Genomic DNA, 21,723 nt, shown 5'->3' with positions numbered 1-21,723 from the left:
TCACGACCTCCCCGCGTCGGCTCCGAAGCGGGCGAGCACCAGATTCTCGATCACGCCGACGATGGCGTAGAGCAGCACCGAAACGATGGTGACGATGACGATCGAGGACCACAGCTGGTTGTACTGGAACGTCGGGATGGCCCGGATCAGGCTGGCGCCGAGGCCCGTTCCGCTGCCGAGCCATTCGCCGAGCAGCGCACCGATCAGCGCGCCGGGCACCGAGATCCGCGCCGCCGCGAACACCGAGGGCAGCGCGGCGGGCACCGCGACCATCCGCAATCCGGTCCATGTGGACCCGCCGTACGCGGCCACCAGGTCCAGCGCCTCCCGCGGCGCGTTGCGCAGCCCGGCCATGATCATCACCAGCGCCGGGAAGAACACCACGATCGCGGCCAGCACCGCGACGCCGCCGAGCCCGCGGCCGAACACCAGCACGATGATCGGGGCGAGCACCACCAGCGGCACCGACCGCAGCAGCATCGCCACCGGCAGGAAGGTCTGCTCCACCGCGGCGAACGACACGAACAGCGCCGCGACCACCAGCGCCGCCGCCATGCCGAGCCCGAACCCGATTGCCGCGTCCCGCAACGTGATCTGCAAGTCGTCGATGATCACCTCGCGCGCGGCACTCGCACCGGGCGAGGTGACCAGATAACGCCAGATGTCTTCCGGTGACTTCCCGACCCGCGGCCCGACCTGCGGGAACGCCTTCAGGAAGACGTACCAGATCACCAGCATCAACAACAGCGAAGTGAACAACGGGAACAAGAACTTCCCGATCCGCAACACGACCTTCATCGCACCTCCTCCGCGTCGCACGTAAAACGTTGCACGCCAAGCTGTTCGGTCATCGCGCCGCCTGGGTGGTCCAGGGGGCGACGACGCGGGCGGCCAGTGCGACGACCGCGTAGCCGAGGCCGGCCAGCGCGGCGGCGGCCAGTGCCATGCCCCAGGTGCGTGGCACGTTGTAGGCGGTCTGGGCGGCGGTCAACGCGACACCGATGCCGCTGTCCACGCCGCCGAGGTACTCGCCGATGATCGCGCCGAGCACCGCCGACGGAGCCGCGATCTTCAACGCCGCGAACGTATTCGGCAACGCCGAGATCAACTGCACCCGGTACAGCTGCTGCCAGCGCCCGCCGCCATAGGCGCGCACCAGGTCGAGGCTTGTTCTGTCGGCCGAGCGCAATCCCGTCACGGTGCCGACCATGGTGGTGAAGAAGCAGTACATCGCCGCCAGGAACACGGTCGGGGTGCGGCCACCGAACACGACGAGGATGATCGGCCCGAGCGCGAGCAACGGCGTGCAGTAACTCAGGATCGCCAGCTGGGTGGCCAACGATTCGATCTGCGGGATCAGCATGATCAGGATCGCCAGCGCGATGGCCATCCCATTGCCCCAGAGGAATCCCTTCAGCGCGCCGAGCGCGGTGATCCGGAAGTTCGGCCCGTAGAGGCCCCACCCGTCGGTGTACATGGTGTGCAGCACCGTCCACGGGCTCGGCACGGTGCCACCCGCGACACCGAGCGCCGCGAGCAGCCACCACACCCCGATCAACCCGGCGACGCCGAGCAAGCCGCCGATTCGCTTCATGCCCGACCTCCCCGGCCACGCCGGACGCAGATCGCGACCGACCGCATCGACTCTCCATAGGGCCGCACCCGCTGCCAACCCGGTCGCGCCTGCCACTGACAGCGCGCCGGTCGTTGCCCGTTCACGGCTGCACCGCGCCCGTGCTCGACTTCCCCGCGGCGGTGCCCAGCGCGCCGCCGGTGCCGGACTTCCCGAACAGCAGCTCCGACAGATAGTCGTGCAGCTTGTGGAATTCGGGCGTGCGCATCATCTCCGGGGTGCGCGGACGCGGCAGATCGATCTCCACCAGTTCCAGCACCCGGCCCGGTCGCGGACTCATCACCGCGACCACATCGGAGAGGAACACCGCCTCGGCGATGCCGTGCGTGACCATCAGCGTGGTCGCCGGTTTCTCCGTCCAGATCCGCAGCAATTCCAGATTGAGCCGCTGCCTGGTCATGTCGTCCAGCGCGCCGAACGGCTCGTCGAGCAGCAGCACCGTCGGCTTCACCACCAGCGCCCTGGCGATCGAGACGCGCTGGCGCATGCCGCCCGACAGCTGCGCGGGCTTGGCCTTCTCGAAGCCTTCCAGCCCGACCAGCTGGATCAGGTCCGCGATCAGCGCCGGGTCCGGCGTGAGGCCCGCCACCTGCAACGGCAGCTTGATGTTCGACTCCACCGAACGCCACGGCAGCAGCGCCGAGTCCTGGAACGCGATGCCGAGTTCGTGCCTGCGGATCAGCTCCGCGGGCGTCTGGCCATCGATGAGCGTCTTGCCCGCGCTCGGCGTTTCCAGTCCGGCGAGGATGCGCAGGACGGTGGACTTGCCGCAGCCGGACGGGCCGAGCAACGACAGGAAGGTGCCCTGTTCGGTGTGCAGGTCGACCGAGTCCAGCGCCTGCACCGTCTTACGACCGACTCTGAAGGTTTTGGTCAACCCACTGATGTGAATTCCCGTCCCCCCGGTACTGCTTTCCACACTCATGCCTCCGCCTCGCCGGCGCTCGGCTCCGACATGACTGTGGCCACAGCTGTACCTATTTTTCGCTCGCTACGCTCCCTCATGAACGTCACCCTAGAAGGGGTCCGTTGCACAGATATTGCGAATCGCGACCCCAGATTTCGCAATCGTTACGCGAACCCGCGTCTGCGCCGGTTTTTCGATCAACCCGAGCCGATATCCGGCCGGTGGATGACATCGGCGGGCGCGCTGGTTGCACCACAGGTGAACCCGATCATCTCGCTGCTCGACGCCAAGCTGCACATCGCAGGCTCGGAGATCCTCTGGCGCGAGGTGATCGGCAACGGTTTCGGCCTCGCCTCCGCGCTCGGCGGCATGCGGCGACGCGTCTGGGCGTGGCCGATCGGCATCGCCGGGAACGCCCTGTTGTTCACCGTTTTCGTCGGCGGGGTCTTCAATACCCCGCAGCATCTGAACATGGCGGGCCAGGCGGGACGCCAGCTGATGTTCGTCGCGGTCAGCGTCTACGGCTGGTGGAGCTGGCATCGGCACGCCAACGAAACCGGCCTCGAACACCGCGGCGTCGATCCGCGCTGGGCGAGCAATCGCGAACGTCTAGTTCTGGTCGCCGCGATGGTGGTCGGCACCGTGGCCTTCGCGCAGATCTTCGCGCTGATCGGTTCCTACGGTCCGTGGGCCGAGGCCTGGATCTTCACCGGCTCGGTGCTGGCGACCTACGGGATGGCGCGCGGGCTCGCCGAGTTCTGGCTCATCTGGATCGCCGTCGACATCGTCGGCATCCCGCTATTGGTGAAGGCGGGCTACTACCCGTCCGCGACCCTGTACTTCGTCTACGCGGGCTTTGTGGCCTGGGGCTTCGTGGTGTGGATGCGCAGCATTCGGCCGACCACCACACCCGAAGCCGTATCGCTGGCCGCGACGCACTAGCGGGCGCGCAGCCCGTCGAGCATGATGTCGACGACTCGATCGACGGCTTCGCGGTGGGATTCGCCTGGGCGAGTGTAGATCTGGAGTGTCATCAGCTTGGCGATGTCGGCCGGGCCGATGTCGCCACGCAGCGCTCCGTCGGCTTTGGCCTGTGTGGTCATGCGCTCGATGAGGTCGGTGACGACGCCGCGTACCTCGATCAGCTTGCCGTCGGCGTGGATTCGGGTGTGCGCGACGGGCCCGATCGCCGAAGACAGTCCGCCGACACCCATTTGAACGCATTCGCGCAGGAAGCGAGCGAGCGCTGTCCAGGCGTCGGACTCTTCGCGCCATGCCGTCGCGGCGGTGTCCGCGAGCCCCGCCAGGTAGGCGCTGGAGGTGGCGGAGATCAACGCGTCGCGGTCGGGGAAGCGGCGGTACAGCGTGCCGACGCCGACGCCCGCACGGTCGGCGATCTCCTTCATGGGCACATCGACTCCGCGTTCGCGAAAGACGCTCAGGGCCGCCGTGAGGATCTGATCCCGGTTGCTTCTGGCGTCGGCGCGCAGTTCCTCGGTCGCCATGAGCGTCTCCCATCAGGCCATATCGAATAACTGGACGATTTTCTTCCGCTTAGCGTACGCTACTGCTAACCGGACGAAAATCGTCCAGTTATCTGAAGAAGGTGTCGCCATGAACAAGACAGTGCTGATCTCCGGAGCGGGCGTCGCGGGTTCGACGCTGGCCTACTGGCTGGCGCGGCAGGGTTACGAGGTGACCGTCGTCGAGCGCGCGGCGGCGCTGCGTTCGAGCGGAAATCCGGTCGACGTGAAGGGGCCCGCGGTGGCCGTGGCGGAACAGATGGGGATCATGCCGCAGCTGCGTGCCGCTGGATCAGCTGTCGATCGGATGACATTCGTCGATGGCTCGGGCAAGTCGGTGGGACGGATTCCACTGGCCGCCTTCCAGGGCTCGGGCGGTGATCGGGAAGTAGAGGTACCGCGTGCCGACCTCGCCGCGATCCTGCTGGCAGCCAGTCGCGCGGAAGCCGAATTCGTTTGGGGCGACACCATTACCGGACTCACGCAGGACAGCGAGGGCGTCGGCGTCACCTTCGCAAAGGCATCTCCTCGACGCTTCGACCTGGTCATCGGCGCCGACGGGCTGCACTCCACGGTCCGGCGCCTGGCCTTCGGCCCGGAAAGCGAATTCGTCAGGCACAAAGGCATGTTCGTCGCGACTATGCCGATCGACGCGCCCGTCGGCTCGGATCGGGAAGTCGTCATCTACAACACACCGGGCCGCGCCGTGTCGGTGCATCCGACGCGTGGGCGCGCACTAGCCGCGTTCATCTTCCGGCACGATGCCGTGCCCGGCTTCGATCACCGGGATCAGGCGAGCCACAAACGCCTTGTCGCCGAGGCATATTCGGGCGGCAGCTGGCGGTTGCCGGAACTGCTGCAGCGCATGGATGCCGCCGACCTGTACTTCGACGCCGTCAGCCAGGTCGATTCACCCACCTGGTCGACTGGACGAATCGCGCTGGTCGGCGATGCCGGATCCAGCCTGTCCCTGTTCGGCGACGGTTCCACGCTCGCCATGGCGGGTGCTTACACCCTGGCCGAGGAGCTGGGTGCCGCGGACAACCCCGCGACCGCACTGCACCGATATGAGGCGCGTCATCGAAAGCTGGTGCGGTCCAAGCAAGGTGGCTTCCGGATCGCCGGTGCCCTGCTCGTGCCTGCCACCCGAACCGGCATCGCACTGCGCAACGGGGCAACCCGGCTGACACCCGCGCTTACCGCGCTGGCCAACCTGCGGTCCGCCCGAACGGTGTCGGCGACGCAGCGCGTCCATGCCGGGTGAGCCCGAAAACTCCTGCAGCACTTTCAGTCTTGCTGTGCCGCGGCCTCGGCGAAAAGCTTGGCGAGGACTTCGGCGATGTTGGCGGACCGGTCGAAGTGGTAGCCGAGGTCGGCGGCGTGGCCCGCGAACAGGTGCCAGCCGGACGCGGTGAGCATTCGGGCGATGGCCTCCTGATCGGGGCGATCGGGGCCGGGCGGTGTGCCGAGATACTGGGTGACGATGCCTTCGACCAGGCCGACCAGCCCATAGGCGAGCGGACGATACGGTTCGATATCGATGGCGAGCAGGCCGGTCCACGACGAAAACTGTTGCCACAGCGCCTCCGCCACCCGATGCCTGCCGACGGTGAGACTGTTCTCCGCGGCCGAGTGCCCGTGCACCGGGCCGCTCTGCGCGAACCGATAGAGACTGGGATGCTCCGCGGCCCAGCTCACCACCCGGCGCATCACCTCGAGGAACATCTCCTCCGCGGTTTTGGCCGGATCGAGCACGAGCAGCGACTCCACCTCGGCCACATAGTGATCCGTGATGTACTCGCGCACCCGGGCGTCCAGATCTTCCCGATTGTCGAACTGCCGGTAGACCACCGAGCGGGCCAGGCCGGCGCGCTCGGCGATCTGCTGGATCGACACCTCGGCCTTCGGGCCGTGCTCCTCGATCAACGCGACGGCCGCCTCGAGGATCTGCGTCTGCCTGGTCGAATTGTGTTCGTCCCAGCGCTGCCCACCCGAGCGCCTGCGATGGCTGCGCATGTGGGCGGGCGGTTTCACGGATCCGACTATACGGCGGTGTCCGCGCGCTCCAGTTCCGGCAGGAACCGAGGGCGCATCGGCAGCGGGCCGTCCGGACCGCCGGTGAACGAGATCTGCCGTCGCACCCGCTGATCCGACACCGCGTCGAATTGCAGCTGCTGCGCGAAGGTGGCGACCACCAGCGCGGCCTCCATATTCGCGAATCCCGAAGCGACACACATTCTTTTGCCCGCCCCGAACGGCATGGTGGCCCGCTTGTGTTCGCGCTCAACGTTTTCCGGCAGGTACCGGCTCGGGTCGAATTCGTCCGGCCGATCCCAGACCCGATGGTTGTGGTGCGAGCCGTGGATCAGCGTGATCACCGTGGTGCCCGGCTTGATCCGGTAACCGCCCAGTGCGTCAGCCGCTTTCGCCGTTCTGGCCAGCCCGACCACCGGCGGCAGCACCCGCATGGTCTCGGCGACCACGGCCTGCGTCCACGGCAGCCGATCGAGGTCGGCGGCGGTGGCCGGGCGCGAGCCGAGTACCGAGGTGACCTCGTCGCGCAGCCGCTCGCGGGCCTCGGGGTGCTCGGCGAGCATCTGCCACACCCAGGTCAGCGCGGTCGCGGTGGTCTCCATGCCGGCGCCGATGAACGTCATCAGCTCGTCGTGGATCTCCTGATCGGTGTACTGGTAGCCGGTTTCCGGATCGGAGGCATCGATCAGCGCGGCGAGCAGGTTGTCCTTGCGGGTGATCCGGCCCGCGCGATGATCGGCGATCAAGCCGTCGACCACGCCCTCGGCGTGCCGCAGGTCGCGCATGCTGCGCGGCTCGATCACCCAGCCCGCGGCCCGCATCACCCGCATCGGCAACCGCGAATTCCCGGCATCGTCGCGATGCCGCCCACGCTGGTGCAGCCAGGTCGCGAGGTGATGCAGCGGATGACTGAGGTTGGTCATGAACCCGCGGCCGAAGAACCGCAGCAGCCGATACAGCACCACCTCCGACATCGGACCGGTGATATCGGTGCCGAACATCGTCCGCGACGTGACATCCAAAGTAAGCCGGTTCATTTCGGCGTTGACATCGACCACGCCATCGCCCGCCGAGAGCTCCCGGATCCGTGCCACCGCATCGCGCGCCGCCTCGACCATCACCGGCGCGAACCCATCCACGTTGCGCTTGGCGAAGATCGGCTGCACCAGCCGCCGATTACGCTGCCACAGTTCATCATTCAGGTCGGTCACCAGCCCGCGCCCGAACGCCACCGCGAGCATGTCGTAATCCGGACTCTTCGTGTAGTTGTTCTGATTCGTCACCAGCACATGCCGAGCCAACTCCGGACTGCGCACGATGACGAACTTCGCGAACGGCACCCTGGCCACGAGCACGTCATCCTGCCCCGGAAAGTTCGTCACGTAATCCAGCACCGTGTGATCACGCACCCTCGGCAGAATCCCCACCGACAGCTTCACCGACTCCCACCAGGTCACCTGGGTGTTGTGCCATCGAATGAACGTCGGCGCCCACCGGGGCGGGTGCAGCTTCGAATCAACGCCGGAATCAACGGAATCAACATCGGCCATAGCGGACCCACCTTGCCTACACACTCACATGGGACGTGCTGTCCCATTCAGACTAGTGAGACACGATGACTCGGTCAATGGGGGAACGACGCCGATCTCCGACCCTCGACACAGCACAGCCCGGCAGACCATCCAAGGCCTACCGGGCTGGGTTATCGACGGCCCCGCGGTCAAGCGGAACTAAGCGTGGCGGCGCGAAAGAGCAGGTCTCATCGATAAGTCGGTGCTGCGCGAACAGAAATCCCTAGTTGGGCGTATCGCCCTCATAGTCCATATCCGCCGCCTGATCCTCCGTGGTCGCCGCAGCATCCTCGGTCGAATCCGGCTGATCAACGTCGTCACGGTCCACTTCGGTGTCATCGGAACGGTCTGTACCGGGTTCAGTGGTCATGAGCTCGAACATGCCCGACCCAGTCGCATTCAAACAGGAACCGGACACCAATCACCCGATCCCGACTGAGGGACAGTGCCGACCCTGGCGGGGTCGCTACACGACGTCGACTCGGACTCCTGTTGCGCGGATGGCTGCTACTGCGGCTGGGTCGGCGTCGGTGTCGGTGACCAGGACTTGGACCTGTTCGATGGTGCAGATTCGGGCGAGGGCTGTGCGTTCTAGTTTGTCGGCGGTGGCTACGACCATGACGTGGCGGGAGCGGCGGACCATTTCGGTGGTGACGCCCGCCTCGTCGATGTGGCGGCATTGGGCGCCGCCCTCGGCGGAGATGGCGTTGACGCCGAGGATCAGTTCGTCGAGGCGGAGTTCGGCCAGCGCGCGTTCGGCCAGGGGGCCGTGCAGTTCGTAGGACTCGCGGCGGGCCACGCCGCCGAGGACGACGGTGCGCATGTGCGGGCGCAGGACCATTTCGCCTGCGATGTTGAGCGCGTTGGTGACGAGGGTCAGTTGTTCGTCACCGGTCATGCCGAGGTCGGTGCGGCCGGCCAGCGCCCGCGCCACCGCGGTGGTGGTCGTGCCGCCGTTCATCGCGACGACCGTGTGCGGATCTACCAGGGACGCAGCATGTTCCGCGATCCGCTGCTTCGCCTCGCCGCCGGTCTGGCGGTAGCGGGCGGGCAGGTCGTAGGCGACCGAGGTCGCGACGACGCCGCCGTGCGTTCTGGTCGCCAGCTGTTGTTCGGCGAGCGAGGTGAAGTCACGACGGACCGTCGCGGAGGACACGCCGAGTCGCTCGGCGGCCTCCTCGACGGACAGTCGCCCGGATTCGGCGAGCAGTTCGAGCAGCCGGTTCCACCGCTGGGGGCGGTCGGTTGGTCCGGTCATCTCACACCGCCCCGAACCCGACCCGCAGTTTTTCTAGGCACGCGAACAATCTGATCACAGGCACGCTGCCGACCGTAGAGATTCCGGTACGGCAATGCCAAGCGGTCGCCCTCTCAGCGGCGCATCGCGGACGCGCTGGCCAGCGGCAGCGTGCGGAACGAGGCCGCACCCTCGGTGCGCTGGATGTCGTAAACGCCACCCAGCAGCGCGGGGTAATCCTTCGGGTTGACGATGTGGGTCGGCGCGTCACCGGAGCCGATGGTCACCTGCAACCGGTGGCCGGGCTGGAACGCGCCGAGCACACTGCCGTCCGGGGCCCGCCATGTGCCCAGACGATTTGACTCAGGTCGCGGTGAGGTCGCGGCGCAAGAGCTTTCCGGTGCTGGTGCGCGGGAGCTCGTCGACGAAGGTGACATCGCGCGGCACCTTGAACCGGGCCAGATTCGCCTTCACGTGGGCACGGACCGCGTCGGCATCCAGCCCCTGATCGGGGTGCCGCACCACGAAAGCCGCCAGCCGCTGGCCGAATTCGTCGTCGGGCACCGCGACGATCGCCGCCTCGGCAATGGCCGGATGGGCGTACAGCAGCTCCTCGACCTCGCCGGGGAAGACGTTCTCGCCGCCGGAGACGATCATGTCGTCGTCGCGTCCGTCGATGAACAGCCGCCCGCCCGAATCCCAGTGCCCCACATCGCCGGAGGACAGCAGGCCATCGATGACGTCCTTGTTGCCGCCGCCGGAGTATCCGGCGAACGACAGCATGCTGCGCACGTAAATGGTGCCGCGCACACCGGGTTCGGTGACCAGGTCGCCGTCCTCGTCGTAGAGCCGGACGGTACACACCGTCGGCGGCTTGCCGACCGTCCCGGACGCCGCGCGCCAGTCCGCGGGGTGGCGATGGCGGCGACGCCGACCTCGGTCGAGCCGTAGAAGTTGTAGAGCACGTCGCCGAACACCTCGGTGGCCGAATCGCCCAGCGCGGCAGGCAGTGCCGAGCCCGCGCTGAACACGATGCGCAAGCTGTCGGTGTGGTATTTCGCCAGGACCTCGGGGCCGAGGTCGAGTATCCGGCGCAGCATGGTCGGCACCAGGACGAGCACCTGCGCTTGATGCTCGGCGACGTCGGCCAGGGTCGTCTCGGCGTCGAATCGCCTGCGCAGCACCACCGTCGAGGCCAGCGACAGCGCCAGGATGAACTGGTTCAGCGCGGTGCCGTGGAACAGCGGGGCGGCCAGCACCAGCGTCTGGTTGCGCCGCAACGGAATCCGCTCCAGCAACGCGGCCGCCGCGAGTGGCGACTTGACCTCGCGCGGTACCCCTTTCGGCGTCCCGGTGGTGCCGCCGGTCAGCAGCACGAACCCGCCCTGCCGTGGCGGTGGCGGCAACTCGGCCGGGTCGTTGCCCGCGATCAACTCGGCGACAGTCGCGATGCCATCGACCCCGATGCCGTCATGCACGGCGAGCACCCGTCGCACGTCCGGCGGCAGCACCTGCAGCAAGTCGGTGAATTCCTGGTCGTACACCACGACATTCACCCCCTCGCGCGCCGCGACATCGGCCAGCTGCGGACCGGCGAACCCGGTATTCAGCAGCACCAACCGCGCACCGATCTTCGCGGCGGCCAGCATGGTGTCCACCAGCTCGCGCCGGTCCCGGATGAGCGCGGCGACCGTGTCGCCCGGCCCGAGGCCGAGGCCGGTGAAGCCGCGGGCCAGCGCGTTGCCGCGGCCCTCGAGCTCCCGGTAGCTGAGGGGGCCGAGCTCATCGATCAGCGCCACCCGATCGGGCTCGCGCCGCGCCGACATCCGCACCGGCCCGGCGATGCCGCCGAACTGCCGGACCGCACGGGAGGCGCGCACGAGGTCGGCCGGCGCGAGCAGGTTGAGTACGCCCGCCCGTTGCAGTACGCCCACCGAATGCAGATTGACCACCAGCGCGCGAACGGCACTTCCGATGGAGGACATGAACACTCCGTCCAGAGAATCGTCGACACCCTCGGACAAGGGCGTCGACTCGACTGTAGGAGATTGACATCAATTCGGCAAGACATCTTTTCAGATGTGCGCGCCGCCGAATCCGAAGCCGGTTTCGCTGATTTCAGATCAGGTGAGCGCGAGCCCGGAGTTCACGAAATACGCGATCTCCTCGCATATTTCGTCCACGGTGATGACCGAATCGGGCAGCGTGCTCTGCACCAATTCCTGGGCGAGCGAGTTCACCGCACCGATCACCGCGAGCGCGAAAAGATCGAAACGCCGGGGCTTGGCCTCGCCGCGCTCGACACCCCGCTCGGCTTCGCTGATCAACAATGACGAAAGCAGGCGCCGTTGATCTCTGCGCCATTCCTCGACCGCCTGGCTCACACCGACCACCTCGACATAACAAACCCTGGCCGATCGATGGTCCGCACAGGTCACCGAGAGATAGGCGCGAAAGCCCTCGACCACCCTCGTCGACAGCGGATCGTGCTCGGTTTTCGCCAAGGCCTCCAAGGCCCGCTCGACCGCGTGCGAGGTGGTCCGGTTGACCAACGCGATGAGCAAAGCCTCACGGCTGCCCATATCTTCGTAGAAACTGCGGGTGGAAACATTGGCGACCGCGCAGAGTCGCTCGATGGACGTGGCCGCGTAACCCTGGGTGCCGAATAATTCGAGGGCGGCATCGATCAATCGGGTCTGTCGCTGCGCCACCCGCTGTTCCCGGGACAGCCCGCCGTAGCTGCGACCGTCCTTCGATTCTTCTTCCCGCCGTGCCACCGTTCGATGCTACCCGTTGCCCCGGCGCGACCCCGGCACGGACATCGGCCCGCGCCGGGGTCGACAGCTCATTTCTGCTGGCCGATCGCGTATCCGACCAGGGCCTGCGCCATGGGTGGCAGGATCTCCGACAGCGCCTGCCCGAACTGGGGTTCCCCAAAGGTGCTCACCGGGCTGGTAATCGAGCAGCCCTGCGGTGCGGCGACGCCGTTGAGCCGGTCTTTCAGCCAATAGAACGCGCCGGGCAGGTGCGAGAGGACTCCGGAGAGATGCTCGGCGGCGAATTCCCGGACATAGGTCACGCTCGGCGCACCCGCACTGCAGTATTTCTGCACCGTCGCGTCGGTGCCCGCGATCGGAATGAGCTCGTCGTTCTGCGCGTGATAGAAGTAGATCGGCACAGTCGGTTTCTGCTGCCCGAGTGAGTTGTCCGCGATCGCTTCCCGAATCTCCGGCAGGCTCAGCGGATCTCCGCCTTGGAAAGTGCCGAAGTAGTTGAATCCGGGGAACAGGATCGCACCCTGCGGATGGCACAGCACCTTCTTGGACGCCAGCACGAATTGCCCGAGCAGATCGACCCTTTCACGCATCACCCGTTGCATTTCCGGGTATTCGGTGGAAATGCCGACGATCGCGGCCGAGATGAGCCCCGCGTAGACGCCACCGTTGTTGTGCCGCACCACCCCGGCGTAGTCGCCCGCCGCGACACCGCCCGCCGCGATGCCGACGATATTCAGTTCGGGCGCATAGCTTTCCTTGATCTCCGGAACGAAGGCCGACGGAATCGTGCCGCCGGAATAACCCCACAGTGCCGCAGGCGTATCCGGCCCGCTCAACTGCGCAGGCGCGAAGTTCTCCGCGGCCCGAATGCCGTCGAGCGTGGCCTGCGCGTTCATCCGCGAAGCGCCGTAGGCCGAATTCGGACCCTGATAGTCGGGCATCGCGACCGTCCAGCCCTGACCGAGGCCCGCGGCGATCGGAATGAGCGTCTCCGCCGCGTTCACGTAATCGACCGGAATAGCACCGGATTGGGCCACATACGACGGAGCGCAGTACTGCGCGACGCTGTCCTCGGCGATCTGATAGGACAGCAGCTTCGATCCGCCCGCGGGCGCGGGGCCGCGCGGTTTCAGGAGGGTGGTGACCGTCGAGATCGGCTCGCCATGACTGTTGGTGGTGCGGTAAAGCAACTGCCACGCATCGACATTCAGCTGCAGGATGCCCATGAACGCCGGATAGATCGCCCGCGCGCGCAGGATCTCGCCGGGCTGTGCCGCGGCGACCGCTCCCGCTGCGGGCCGGTAGAAGTCGTCGAGTTCCGGCGGCAGGGTGAGCGCGGGCGCCGGTTCGATCCGGACACCGTCCTGCTGCTCCCCCGGCGCCGCCTGCCCCGAACCGAGTGCCGTCCACGCCGCCATCAGCGCGATGACGCCGAGGACGACGACGCGCCCACCATTGCGCACGTTCATCGAAGTGCCTTCCCGTTACCGCTCGATACCGATATTGGTAAGGGATATTTTCAGATAACCGGCGAGAAGTCCAGACTCAGACAGTGTTTCGGTTCACAACGCGCCGAACGGCGGGTGGTGTGGCACACCACCCGCCGGGTCGGCCTACTTCACGCTGCCCGCGGTAAGACCCGCGACGAGGCGCTTTTCGATGAAAGCGAACAGGATCACGACCGGAATGATGCCGACCGTAGATATAGCGAAAACGTATTGCCACGAGGTGTCGTACTGACCGATGAACTTGGTCAGCGCCACCGACAGCGGCTGGTTCTCGGGGGTGGTCAGCACCACCAGGCTGGCGGCGAACTCGTTCCAGCAGGAGACCACGACGAAGATCGTCGCGGTGACGATGCCCGGCCACACCAGCGGCAAGCTCACCCGGACCAGGATCTGCCAGCGACTCAGCCCGTCCAGCATCGCGGCCTCCTCGATCTCCACCGGAATGGAGGCGAAGAAGCTGTGCAGGATCCAGACCGCGAACGACAGGTTGAACGCCGCGTTCACCAGGATCATCGCCAGCCAGGTGTCGTTGATGCCGAGCGCGAAGAACTCCCGGATCAGACCGGTCACCAGCACGGTCGGCTGCAACATCTGGGTGATGAGCACCAGGCCGAGGAACACCGCGCGACCCGGAAACTTGTGCCGCGCCGTGTAATACGCGGCCGGGATGGCGACGATCAGCACGAGCAGCGTGGCGAACACCGAAATGATCACCGTGCTCGCCAGATTGAACGGCAGCGGCGTTTCCGGGGTGTCCCACATGGTGGCGTAGTTGTCCGGATGCCACGTCTCGGGCAGGTACGTCGGTGGGATACGCAGGATTTCGGCTCGGCTCTTGAGCGATCCGAGCACCATCACGATGAACGGCAGCAGGAACAGCGCGGCCAGCACGACACCGACCGCAGTCAGTTCCCACCGACGCCGTTTCGTGCGCGCACCGGGCCGCTCGGCCGAATCACCGGCTTCCACTGCCCCGGTGACCTTCTCGATGTGCGCGATATCCGCCGCGGTCATCCGTCGACCTCCTGAGTCGGCCGGATCACCTTCACGTAGATCGCGATGATCACGATGATCAACACGAAGTTCAGCACGCTCATCGCCGCGGCCGTGTCGACCTGCTGATTCTGCCGAATCAACTTGAACATCAACGTGGTTGTGGTGTCGGCCTGGAAACCCGCGATGCTGCCGGTGATCACCTGCAGAATCGGCAACGAGTTGAACGAGTTGATGATGTTGATGATCGTCGCCACCGCGATGGCCGGCCGCAGCTGCGGCAGCGTGAGAAAGCGGTAGCGCTGCCACGAACTCGCGCCGTCGACCCGGCCCGCCTCACCGATCTCGGCCGGAATCGATTGCAGCCCGGCCAGAATCGTGTAGGTGGTGAACGGGATCGAGACGAACACCGCGACCCCGATCGCCACCAGGAACGCGGGCGTCGGCTGCTTGGTGAAGCCGTAACCCCGGTCCAGCAGGCCGATATCGACCAGGAAGCGGTTGGCGATGCCGACGTCGGGATCGAGCATGTAGTAGAAGATCGTCGTCGTCATCACGACCGAGGCCGCCCATGGCACCAGGATCGCCATCCGTACCGCGGTGCGGCCGGGGAAATCCTTGTTGAGGAACTGGGCGAGCGCCGCCGACAACACCAGGGTGATCAGCACCACGGCGACAACCCAGATCACCGTGTGTGCCAGAACGGATCCCAGCTCGGAAATCCCGAACAGGGTGCGGAAGTTCGCCAGACCCGCCGCGCCTCGGTCTTGACCGTAGGCGTTCAGATCCCGGGTACTCGTCCACACCATGTAGCAGGCGGGAAAGGCGACGATAGCCGCGATCAAGACCAGCGCGGGCCCGATCCACGGTATCGCCGCCAGAGTTCCTTTCCGTCGCACGCTATTTCGCGGCTTCCTGAATGCGCTGCAAGACCTGGGCCGGGTCGGTGCCCTGGGCGATGGTGCCGATCTGCTGCCGGATCGCGCCTTGCGCCGCAGCCCACTTCGGGTTGTTGCTCGGGTAGAACTGGGCCACCGCGAGGGTCGAACCGAAGGCCTTCGTCACCGGGTCCGAGGCCAGCTTGGTGGCCGCGGTGTTGGTGATCGGGATGAAGCCCTCGGTCGAGACGAACTTCGAGTAGACGTCGGCGCCGTAGAAGAAGTCGAGGAACTTCTTGATCGAGTCGGTCTTCTTGCCGTCCTTCTTGAACGCCATCAGGTGATCGGCCACGCCGAGCGTCACCGGGGTGCCGGACTTGGTCGGCGTCGGCGCGGTCGCGTACTTCAGGCCGGGGTTCTTCGCGGTGATCTGGCTGATGTTCGGGGGCAGGCCCTCGATCATGCCGATCTTGCCCTGGATGAACGCGTTGATGACGTCCTTGCGGTCGGTCGCGCCCGGATTCGGCTGGGTGACACCGGCATCGGCGATCTCGCGCATCGCGCGCACGCCATCCAGGTTCGCCGGGGTGTCGATGGTGAGCTTGTCACCCTCGGCCCACTGGCCGCCCGCGCCGAAGGTCCAGATGGAGGTCTCGCCCTGGGCTTCCTCGCTGCCGAGCGGCAGACCGTAGCCGGAGACGCCGCCGCCGAGCGCCTGGATCTTCTTGGCGGTGTCGGTGAGCTCGGCCCAAGTCTTCGGCGGCGCGGTGACGCCCGCCTTGGCGAACAGGTCGGTGTTGTAGAACAGGGTGCGCGTCGAGGCGAACAGTGGCAGCGCGAACTGGGTGCCGTTCAGCGACGCGTTCTTCGCGAAGCCGGGCTGGATGTCCGAAAGCACCTGCGGGGAGACGACTTCGGATGCCGGGTAGAGCTGTCCGTCACTGGCGAAGCTGGCGTAGGCATCGATGTTGAGGATGTCCGGGGTGGTCGACTTCGACTGCAGCTTGGTGCGCACCACGTCGTTGATCGAGTTCCAGGACTCGATCTGCAGGTTCACCTTGATGGCGGGGTTCTGCTTCTGGAAGTCCGCGATGATCCCGTCCCACAGCGCCTTCGTACCGTTGGCCCCGTCACTGTAGGCCGGGGCTAAGAAGTTGATCGTGGTGTCGGAGTCGGCGTTATCCTTCGAGCCGAACCCACAGGACGAGATCGCCAGCGCAAGGCCGGTGACCATCGCGACCCCCGCAAGCACGCCGTGGAGTGGTCTTTTCACGAGTAAAACCTTTCAAATTTGCACACCGGGCGCCACTGGACAGCCGATGATGGGATCGAACTGATCGACCGACTATCAACATAGACCCAAGCTTGATCATATGTGACTGATTCGCTCGTAAATTTGACATGAACGATCACCGGGCGGATTCTGTTGTTGTGCCGATCTCCGCCGAACCCACGCCCGTCACCCATCTGGCCAACGAGGTCGCCACCCAGCCTGACGACTGGGCGCGCGCCGAAACGATCGCTGCCGAGCATCGCGACATCCTCCCCCACAAGGGCGAGCGAGTCGCCGTGATCGGTTGCGGCACTTCCCTGTTCATGTCCAAAGCGATCGCGGCGCTGCGCGAGGGCGCAGGGCACGGTCTGACCGATGCCTGGCCTGCCAGCGAGGTCCGCTCCAGCCGCGAATATGACCGTTACTTGGTGATCTGCCGGTCAGGCACGACCACCGAGGTGGTCAATGCCATGCGGGACATCCCAGCACACATTCCCCGCACCGTCATCTGCTCCAGTCCCGGCACCCCGGTGCTCGAGCTCGGCGACCCGATCCTGATTGACGAGGTCGACGAGGAATCGGTGGTGCAGACCCGCTTCGCCACCACCACGCTGGCCATCCTGCGCTGGCACCTCGGCGAAGATCTCGCCCCGGTGATCGAGCAGGGCCGCAAGGTGCTCGCCGAGGATCCCGCGGTGTCACTCGCCGACGTCCGCCACGCCGAGGAGATCAGCTTCGTCGGCATGGGCTTCGCCGCCGCCATCGCGGAGGAATCCGGGCTCAAACTGCGCGAATCCTGCCAGTCCTGGACCGAGTCCTACCTGGCCACCGAGTACCGGCACGGTCCGGTCGCCATCTCGGCGCCCGGTCGCGCGGTCTGGGCCTTCGGCCCGCTGGTGCCGAACTTCGCCAGGGACATCGCCAGCACCGGTGCGCACTTCGAGCACCGCGACATCGACCCGATGGCGGACCTGCTCCGCGTGCACCAGCTCTGCGTGCTGCGCGCGGCCGACCTCGGCCTGGACCCCGACCACCCGCGTGGGCTCAATCGCTCGGTCGTCCTCGACCAGTGATCGGACCGGCCCGGTGAAACTCGACCCAGCTTTAGCCGGCGCCGCAGTGCGCGACGCGCCGGGAACTACTGTGCGAAGCATGGGAGTGGTGCCGGAACCGACGGCCGACAACGAAACGTCCTCGACCAGTGCCGCCCGGCCCACGGCCGAGACTGCCGGGTCGACCGCGGCACACCGCGGCGGCACACCGACGCGTTCGGCTGCGGTACTGCCGCAGCCGGACGCGTTGTCCGCGGACGCGCTGGTGCTCGGCCTCGATGTCGGCGGGACGACCATCAAAGGTGAGATCACCGACGCGGCGGGCACCGTGCTCGCCGTCGGCACCATGCGGACACCACAGGGCGACGCGGCGTTCGAGGCGATGGGGGTGCTCGGCGATCAACTGCTCGCCGAGCTGACCGCGGCACAGCGCGGCCGCGTCGGCCGGGCGGCCGTGGTGGTCCCCGGCATCGTGGACACCGTCCGGTCGATCGCCGTGTTCAGCAGCAACATCGGCTGGCGGGACTTCAAGGTCGGCGACCGGTTCCTCGATCGCTGGGGCATCCCGGTATTGCTCGAACACGATGTCGCCGTGGCGGGTTGGGCCGAATGGCGGGTCGGGGCCGGACGGGGTTACGACAACGTCTGCGTGGTCATCCTCGGCACCGGCATCTCCGGCACCCTGTCCGTCGGCGGGCGCTTGGTGCGCAGCAGCTACGGCCAGGTGGGCGAATACGGCCACATCCCGGTCCGCGCGGACGGCCTGCCCTGCCCGTGCGGTAACACCGGTTGCGTCGAAACCGTCGCCTCCGGTGCATCGATCGCCCGCGCGTACACCCGCCGGACCGGACGTGAAATCAGCGGCGCCGCAGAAGTATTCGCCTTGGTGGATACCGACGCCGACGCCAAGGCAGTGCTCGCGGACGCCGTCGACGCGCTCGCCGACGGGCTCATCGGCATCGTGCACGCGGCCTGCCCCGAACTGATCATCCTCGGCGGCGGGCTGGCCGGCGCGGGTGCCGCACTGACCGAGCCGCTCCACCAAGCCATTTCCGACCGACTCCGGCTCGTCCCCGCTCCCCATGTTGTGCTCGGCGAATTCGGCGCGCGCGCCGGTTTGACGGGCGCCGCGTTCTTCGCCAGGCAAGGAACGCTCGCATGATCGGCTCGTTACGCGTCGAGCACCGCGCGGATATGGTGCTGTCTGTCGTGAAATCGGCTGTTGGCAAACCAGATTCGCCTCGGCGCGGAGCCGGTCGTGCGGAGGTGCTCGCATGGTGACCGAGCTGGTCGTTCGCGGGGATGTTGTCTCGGCGTCCGTGCAGCTGGACGATGGTGTCGTGACGGTCGCGGGTGACCGGATCACTGGCGTACTGCCGTTCGCGGACTGGGTTGCGGCGCATCCGGATTCGCCGGAGCCTGCTTTTGCAGGGACGCTGCTGCCCGGCCTGGTGGACATCCACAATCACGGCGGGTTCGGGCATCGGTTCGACACCGTCGATGCGGCGGAAGCGCGGGCGGCGGCGGAGTTTCATCAGTCGCGCGGGTCCACGACGGTGGTGGCCAGCATTGTCACGGCGGCCGCGGCGGACATGGTCGCGCAGACCGCCACCTTGCGGGAGCTGGCGGCCGACGGGGTGCTCGGCGGGATTCACGCCGAAGGGCCGTTTCTGTCGGAAGCGCGGTGCGGGGCACAGGATCCGCGGTTTCTGCGGGATCCCGATCTCGAGCTGACCGATCAGCTGCTCGCCGCCGGGGGCGGGCACCTGCGGGTGATGACGCTGGCTCCGGAGCGATCCGGTTATGACGCTGTCGCGCAACGGCTCAGCGAGCACGGTGTGCTGGTTTCGCTGGGGCACAGTAACGCCGACTACGCCGCGTTCCGCAAAGCATTGCGGCCCACTGGGTTCGGATCTCTCGTCACACACCTGGCGAACGGCATGCCGCCGCTGCACCACCGCGAACCCGGTCCGGTCGGGGCGAGTCTGGTCGCCGCGGCGGACGGGCACGTGACGGTCGAGCTGATCGGGGACGGCGTGCACGTCGACCCCGGATTCGCCGAGCTGGTGTTCGCGACCGCGCCCGGTCGGGTCGCGCTGATCACCGACGCCATGCAGGCGGCCGGGTTGTCGGACGGCGAGTATCAGCTCGGTCCGCAGTCCGTCACGGTGCGGCAAGGGGTCGCCCGGATCGCGAACGGTTCGATCGCCGGCGGTGTCAGCACGCTGCTCGACGGCGTGGCCCGCGCGGTGCGCGAGTCGGGCGTGTCGCTGACCGACGCGGTGCTCGCGGCGACGTCTACCCCGGCGGCGGCTCTTGGACTGCCCGACGTCGGTGACCTGCGGACGGGCTACTTAGCCGACCTACTGATCGTTGGCGAGGGCCTCCAGTTGCGCCGGGTACTCAGGCGAGGAGAGTGGTTGTCGTGATCCTCACCGTGACGATGAATCCCGCCTACGACATGACCTACCGCGTCGAGCACTTCGAACGAGGCCAGGCACATCGGGTCCGCTCGGTCGAACAGCGCATCGGCGGCAAGGGCATCAACGTCACGCGGGTGCTGAATCAGCTCGGCAAGTACGCCAGGGCGACGGGTTTCGCCGACCACGCCTTCGCGGCCGCCGCCGAGCTGGAGATGCCGGTCGACTTCGTGCACGCGCTGCCCTGGGTCCGGCGCACGGTGGTGATCAGCGAATCCGAGGACGGCACCGCGACCGCCCTGTGGGAGCCCGGCGCGCGCGTCTCCAATCCGCACGCCGCTGAACAGCTCGCGGTCCGGGTCGCGGGCATGCTGCCCGACGTCGACGGCCTCGTCATCTCCGGGTCGCTGCCCGGCGGCATCGCGGCCACCCTGCCCGCCGAGATCGCCCGCACCGCCATCGCCGCCGACGTGCCGACCATCTGCGACGTCGACGGCGAGGCCCTGCGCCTGGCCGCCCAGATCCCCGGCGTCATCCTCATGCCCAACGGCGACGAACTGCACCAGCTCACCGGCATCAAGCCGGCCACCGCCGAGGAAGTCGTCGCCGCCGCGTACCCCCTCATCGAGAGCGGCGTCCGCGCTGTCATCGCCACCCGCGGCGCCGACGGCATGGTCGCCGTCACCGCCGACGGCGCCTGGTACGCCACCCTGCCCGAGCCGCTGGCCGGAAACCCCACCGGCGCAGGCGATTCCGCCACCGCCGCGGTGATCGCCGCCCTCACCGAGGACCAGGTGCCCGACTGGCCCGCCATCCTCACCGACGCCGTCGCCACCTCCGCCGCCGCCGTGGTGATTCCCGTCGCCGGCGAGATCGACCGCTGCCTGCGCGACCGCATCACCCCCACCGTCCGCATCACCCGACTCGACCTACCCACCCGCCACGAATCCGCCCCGTAACTGTCGAGCAGACGGGCGTGCTGAACCTTCAGGAGATGTACCGATGCCGCTGACGCCCGTTTCCGACTTGATCACTGCCGCGCGACCGGGCGGGCTCGGCGCGTTCAATGTGATCACCCTGGAGCATGCCGAGGCTATCGCGGCGGCCGCAGAGTCGGCGAAACGTCCTGTCGTGCTGCAGCTTTCGGAGAACACCGCGAGCTACCACGGTAGCCTGGCCCCACTGGCCCTCGCCTGCCTGCGCATCGCGGCGGACAGCGGCGCCGACATCGCCGTACACCTCGACCACGCGACGACTCCCGAATTGGTCCGCGCCGCAGTCGATCTCGGCATCCGCTCGGTCATGTACGACGGCTCGACCCTCGACTACGCCGCCAATGTCGCCAGCACCGCCGACATCACCCGCTGGTGCCACGACCGCGGCGTGCACGTCGAAGCCGAACTCGGCGAGGTCGGCGGCAAGGACGGCGCCCACGCCCCCGGCGTCCGCACCGATCCTGACGAGGCCGTCGAATTCGTCGCCAGCACCGGCGTAGACGCCCTCGCCGTAGCCGTCGGCTCCTCCCACGCCATGCACACCCGCACCGCCACCCTCGACACCGACCTCATCGCCCACCTCGCCGCCAAGGTCCCGGTCCCCCTGGTCCTGCACGGCTCCTCCGGCGTCCCCGACGAAGGCCTCCGAGCCGCCGTCGAGAATGGCATCACCAAGGTCAACATCGCCACCCGCCTCAACGTCCTGATGACCGAGTCCATCCGCACCACCCTCGAGGCCACCCCCACCCTCTCCGACCCCCGCAAGTACCTGACCCCCGCACGCGCGGCGATCCAAACCGAGGTAGCACACTTCCTCCACCTGCTCGGCTGAACAGAAGTATGCGGTCGGCGGCGCCAGGAGTAACGCCGCCGACCGCGCGGAGGGGTGAACCGGGGCAGCCGAACCACCAAGGTCGACACC

General features: G+C 67.2%; 21 protein-coding genes and 1 pseudogene. 7 read left to right on the top strand and 15 right to left on the bottom strand.

Translation table 11 applies throughout. From position 1 onward, the window contains the following. The 3 genes from ACFWF1_RS39440 to ACFWF1_RS39430 form a co-directional block, all read right to left on the bottom strand. A complete protein-coding gene (locus ACFWF1_RS39440) occupies positions 1–798 on the bottom strand; it encodes an ABC transporter permease (RefSeq protein WP_379284399.1) in 798 nt (265 codons plus the stop codon). A 49-nt stretch (positions 799–847) separates the two neighbouring features. Continuing rightward, complete coding sequence (locus ACFWF1_RS39435) at positions 848–1,594, bottom strand: ABC transporter permease (RefSeq protein ID WP_379284398.1); 747 nt, start codon at positions 1,592–1,594, stop codon at positions 848–850. A 121-nt stretch (positions 1,595–1,715) separates the two neighbouring features. Then, a complete protein-coding gene (locus ACFWF1_RS39430; protein ID WP_379284397.1) occupies positions 1,716–2,558 on the bottom strand; it encodes an ABC transporter ATP-binding protein in 843 nt (280 codons plus the stop codon). A 207-nt stretch (positions 2,559–2,765) separates the two neighbouring features. On the opposite strand from ACFWF1_RS39430, the gene pnuC reads away from it, so the two are divergent. Continuing rightward, the gene (gene pnuC / locus ACFWF1_RS39425) at positions 2,766–3,482 is read left to right on the top strand and encodes a nicotinamide riboside transporter PnuC (protein WP_379284395.1); all 717 of its coding nucleotides are present in this window, start codon (positions 2,766–2,768) and stop codon (positions 3,480–3,482) included. On the opposite strand, the gene ACFWF1_RS39420 is transcribed toward pnuC, so the two are convergent. After that, positions 3,479–4,045 (bottom strand): TetR/AcrR family transcriptional regulator, encoded by a 567-nt coding sequence (locus tag ACFWF1_RS39420; RefSeq protein WP_379284394.1) that lies wholly within the window; start codon positions 4,043–4,045, stop codon positions 3,479–3,481. The two genes, pnuC and ACFWF1_RS39420, sit on opposite strands and share 4 nt — an antisense overlap. A 109-nt stretch (positions 4,046–4,154) precedes the next feature. Here ACFWF1_RS39420 and ACFWF1_RS39415 point away from each other — a divergent pair, with 109 nt between their 5' ends. Continuing rightward, the gene (locus ACFWF1_RS39415) at positions 4,155–5,327 is read left to right on the top strand and encodes an FAD-dependent oxidoreductase (RefSeq protein ID WP_379284393.1); all 1,173 of its coding nucleotides are present in this window, start codon (positions 4,155–4,157) and stop codon (positions 5,325–5,327) included. 23 nt (positions 5,328–5,350) lie between these two features. Here ACFWF1_RS39415 and ACFWF1_RS39410 read toward each other — a convergent pair whose 3' ends face one another. The 11 genes and pseudogenes from ACFWF1_RS39410 to ACFWF1_RS39360 form a co-directional block, all read right to left on the bottom strand. Next, positions 5,351–6,097: a TetR/AcrR family transcriptional regulator gene (locus ACFWF1_RS39410; protein ID WP_379284392.1), complete on the bottom strand. Its 747-nt coding sequence runs from the start codon at positions 6,095–6,097 to the stop codon at positions 5,351–5,353. Between the two features lie 8 nt (positions 6,098–6,105). Beyond that, complete coding sequence (locus ACFWF1_RS39405; RefSeq protein WP_379284391.1) at positions 6,106–7,647, bottom strand: cytochrome P450; 1,542 nt, start codon at positions 7,645–7,647, stop codon at positions 6,106–6,108. A 244-nt stretch (positions 7,648–7,891) separates the two neighbouring features. Next, a complete protein-coding gene (locus tag ACFWF1_RS39400; protein ID WP_379284390.1) occupies positions 7,892–8,038 on the bottom strand; it encodes a hypothetical protein in 147 nt (48 codons plus the stop codon). Between the two features lie 96 nt (positions 8,039–8,134). Continuing rightward, the gene (locus ACFWF1_RS39395) at positions 8,135–8,926 is read right to left on the bottom strand and encodes a DeoR/GlpR family DNA-binding transcription regulator (RefSeq protein ID WP_379284388.1); all 792 of its coding nucleotides are present in this window, start codon (positions 8,924–8,926) and stop codon (positions 8,135–8,137) included. Between the two features lie 113 nt (positions 8,927–9,039). After that, entirely contained in the window at positions 9,040–9,228 is a 189-nt protein-coding gene (locus ACFWF1_RS39390) for a hypothetical protein (RefSeq protein ID WP_379284387.1), read from the bottom strand. Between the two features lie 40 nt (positions 9,229–9,268). Further along, positions 9,269–10,890 (bottom strand): annotated as a pseudogene (locus ACFWF1_RS39385) (AMP-binding protein). A 138-nt stretch (positions 10,891–11,028) separates the two neighbouring features. Further along, entirely contained in the window at positions 11,029–11,682 is a 654-nt protein-coding gene (locus ACFWF1_RS39380; RefSeq protein WP_379284384.1) for a TetR/AcrR family transcriptional regulator, read from the bottom strand. 68 nt (positions 11,683–11,750) lie between these two features. Beyond that, positions 11,751–13,151, bottom strand: coding sequence for a lipase family protein (locus tag ACFWF1_RS39375; protein WP_379284383.1), 1,401 nt, complete (start codon positions 13,149–13,151; stop codon positions 11,751–11,753). A gap of 144 nt (positions 13,152–13,295) precedes the next feature. Then, positions 13,296–14,204, bottom strand: coding sequence for a carbohydrate ABC transporter permease (locus tag ACFWF1_RS39370; protein WP_379284381.1), 909 nt, complete (start codon positions 14,202–14,204; stop codon positions 13,296–13,298). After that, the gene (locus ACFWF1_RS39365) at positions 14,201–15,082 is read right to left on the bottom strand and encodes a carbohydrate ABC transporter permease (RefSeq protein WP_379284380.1); all 882 of its coding nucleotides are present in this window, start codon (positions 15,080–15,082) and stop codon (positions 14,201–14,203) included. Before ACFWF1_RS39365 ends, ACFWF1_RS39370 begins: the two co-directional genes overlap by 4 nt. Before the next feature lies 1 nt (position 15,083). After that, complete coding sequence (locus tag ACFWF1_RS39360) at positions 15,084–16,334, bottom strand: extracellular solute-binding protein (protein ID WP_379284379.1); 1,251 nt, start codon at positions 16,332–16,334, stop codon at positions 15,084–15,086. 128 nt (positions 16,335–16,462) lie between these two features. On the opposite strand from ACFWF1_RS39360, the gene ACFWF1_RS39355 reads away from it, so the two are divergent. The 5 genes from ACFWF1_RS39355 to ACFWF1_RS39335 all read left to right on the top strand — a co-directional run bounded on the left by ACFWF1_RS39355 (position 16,463) and on the right by ACFWF1_RS39335 (position 21,633). After that, positions 16,463–17,407: an SIS domain-containing protein gene (locus tag ACFWF1_RS39355; RefSeq protein WP_379284378.1), complete on the top strand. Its 945-nt coding sequence runs from the start codon at positions 16,463–16,465 to the stop codon at positions 17,405–17,407. A 79-nt stretch (positions 17,408–17,486) separates the two neighbouring features. Beyond that, on the top strand, positions 17,487–18,548 hold the full coding sequence (locus ACFWF1_RS39350) for an ROK family protein (RefSeq protein ID WP_379284376.1): 1,062 nt from the start codon (positions 17,487–17,489) through the stop codon (positions 18,546–18,548). A gap of 112 nt (positions 18,549–18,660) precedes the next feature. Then, positions 18,661–19,815 carry an N-acetylglucosamine-6-phosphate deacetylase gene (gene nagA / locus ACFWF1_RS39345; RefSeq protein ID WP_379284375.1) on the top strand — a complete coding sequence of 385 codons (1,155 nt, stop codon included), beginning with the start codon at positions 18,661–18,663 and terminating at the stop codon, positions 19,813–19,815. Further along, positions 19,812–20,765 (top strand): hexose kinase, encoded by a 954-nt coding sequence (locus ACFWF1_RS39340; RefSeq protein WP_379284374.1) that lies wholly within the window; start codon positions 19,812–19,814, stop codon positions 20,763–20,765. The genes nagA and ACFWF1_RS39340 overlap by 4 nt, the downstream gene beginning before the upstream one ends. Positions 20,766–20,808: 43 nt before the next feature. Next, positions 20,809–21,633, top strand: a complete 825-nt coding sequence (locus ACFWF1_RS39335) for a class II fructose-bisphosphate aldolase (RefSeq protein ID WP_379284373.1) — start codon at positions 20,809–20,811, stop codon at positions 21,631–21,633. The last annotated feature ends 90 nt before the right edge of the window (positions 21,634–21,723 follow it).

This window comes from Nocardia sp. NPDC060255, from assembly GCF_042727395.1.
Classification (GTDB): Bacteria; Actinomycetota; Actinomycetes; order Mycobacteriales; family Mycobacteriaceae; genus Nocardia.
This window is presented reverse-complemented; position numbering and strand designations above follow the sequence as displayed.